Annotated in this window: 2 protein-coding genes and 1 pseudogene; 1 reads left to right on the top strand and 2 read right to left on the bottom strand. The window is 73.1% G+C overall.

Annotated elements, in window-relative coordinates; translation table 11 throughout:
* The coding region (locus ACWDCZ_RS40790) for a hypothetical protein (RefSeq protein ID WP_449818650.1) at window positions 1–183 on the top strand (183 nt) is incomplete at its 5' end.
* Here ACWDCZ_RS40790 and ACWDCZ_RS40785 read toward each other — a convergent pair.
* Window positions 104–436, bottom strand: a complete 333-nt coding sequence (locus ACWDCZ_RS40785) for an RCC1 domain-containing protein (protein ID WP_234348211.1) — start codon at window positions 434–436, stop codon at window positions 104–106. The genes ACWDCZ_RS40790 and ACWDCZ_RS40785 overlap by 80 nt on opposite strands.
* 207 nt (window positions 437–643) lie before the next feature.
* Window positions 644–2,011 (bottom strand): annotated as a pseudogene (locus tag ACWDCZ_RS40780) (rhodanese-like domain-containing protein); the annotation flags it as partial.

The following is a 2,011-nucleotide window of genomic DNA, read 5'->3' as shown; positions in this document are numbered from 1 at the left end:
CCAGGCACCCCAACGCCCTCGCACGCACCGGAGTTGGGCCCGCGGGGCACACCCGGGCGGCTTCCGCCGGAGGACGCCGTGACAGCCTTCCTCACGGACTCGTTCACCCTGGTGCCCGCAGGATCGGAAACCGACCACCTGGATATCGACGCCACCCTCGCCCGGCTGCGCGCCGCCGGCTGACCGCACGAAGTGCGCCGGCCGGGCGCCCGGCGCCGCACGGGTGCCCATGGCCGTCCGGCATCAGGGCGAGGGCGTGGTACACGCCGGCCGCGATGGCGAGGACGACCTCCAGGCCTGTCACTTGGCGCGGCACCGAGCTGGTGGCCCGGTTGCCGGTGCCGAGCTGGCCGTTGATGCCGCGCCCCCACGCGAAGACCTGGCCGTTCTCCAGCAGGGCGAGGCTGAAGTCCGCGCCGCCCGCGTCAAGCCGCACACCCCCGACGACGCCGAAGTGTGGGCCGGCGCCACCCTCGCCCTCCACGCCCGGAGCATCGGCAGCAGCCGGGATGCACAACGCCTGCACGCCCGACTGCTCGCGCTGCCGCAGCAGTGACCGACACCCACCTTCCCCCGCCCCCACCACGGCCACGTCCCGCTTCCCTGCCCGTGGCCCGGACGGGGTTGGCCGGGTCGGCTGGGGTCAGGCCTGGGCGGGGTGGGTGAGGGTGTGCCAGGCGTGGTAGCCGCCGAGGAGGTCGGAGACGTCGGGGTGGCCGTGGTGGCGCAGCAGGCTGGCGGCGATGGAGGAGCGGTGGCCGCTGGCGCAGTGGATGACGAGGGGGTGGTCGGTGGGGATCTCGTCGAGGCGGGTGGGGAGTTCGGTCAGGGGGATGTGGAGGGATCCTTCGATGGTGCCGGTTTCGCGTTCGCCGCAGGTGCGGACGTCGAGGACGGTGGGGGGCTGTTCGGTGGTGAGGGTGGTGCGGAGTTGGTCGGCGGTGAGGCGGCTGGCGGGGGTGAGGTGGTCGGCGAGGGCGGGCAGGGCGTTGTCGGGGTTGCGCAGGTAGCCGGCGATGTGGTCGAAGCCGATGCGGGCGAGGCGGGTGACGACCTCGCCTTCGCGGTCCTGCGGGGCGATGATCGCGATGGTGCTGTCGGGGGTGAGGACGGTGCCGGCCTGTTCGGCGAAGCGGCCGTCGAGGGGGACGTTGACGGCGCCGCGCAGGTGTCCGGCGCCGAAGTCCTGGGGGCTGCGGGCGTCGAGGACGACGGCGCCCGCGGTTCGGGCCTCCTTGAAGCCTTCGGGGCACAGGGGGCGGGTGGCGTTCGTGCGGTCGAGCAGCGGGCGGTGCTGCCGGTTGAGGGCGGCGTCGTGGCCGAAGTAGGCGGGGGCCGCGGACTGGCCGGCGGTGACGATGCGGACGAAGGTGTCCTGGTCCATGGGCTGGCAGGCGTAGTTGGTCAGTCGCTGCGCGCCGATGGTGGACTGGCGGTCGGTGGAGAGGTTCTTGCCGCAGGCCGAGCCGGCGCCGTGGGCGGGGAAGACGAGGGTCTCGTCGGGCAGGCCATCAGCTTGTGGTGCACGCTGTCGTAGAGCATCGCGCCGAGTTCGGCGGCGGTGACGCCGACCGAGGCGAGCAGGTCGGGGCGGCCGACGTCGCCGATGAACAGCGCGTCGCCGGTGAGCACGCCGTACGGGACGGTGTCGTCGGGCTGCTCGAAGACCAGGATGCTGATCGACTCGGGCGTGTGCCCGGGGGTCTCCATGATCTGCAGGGTGACGTCGCCGAGTTCGATCCGCTCGCCGTCGGTGAGGTGGCGGATGGGGTAGTCGGTCTCCGCGCGGCGGCCGTACCCGATCCAGGCGCCGGTGCGGTCGGCCAGTTCGAGGTGGCCGGCCAGGAAGTCGGCGTGGAAGTGGGTGTTGATGACGCCGACGACGGTCAGGCCGCGTGCCGTGGCGTCGGCGAGGTACTCGTCGACATCCCGGCGGGGGTCGACGATCACGGCCTGGCCGGTGCGCTCGTCGGCGATCAGGTACGAGGCCTGGGAGAGGCAGTCGAGGTAG

The organism is Kitasatospora sp. NPDC001225, from assembly GCF_053597855.1.
Note: the sequence above shows the minus strand (reverse complement) of the source record. Positions and strands in the feature narration are given on the sequence as shown.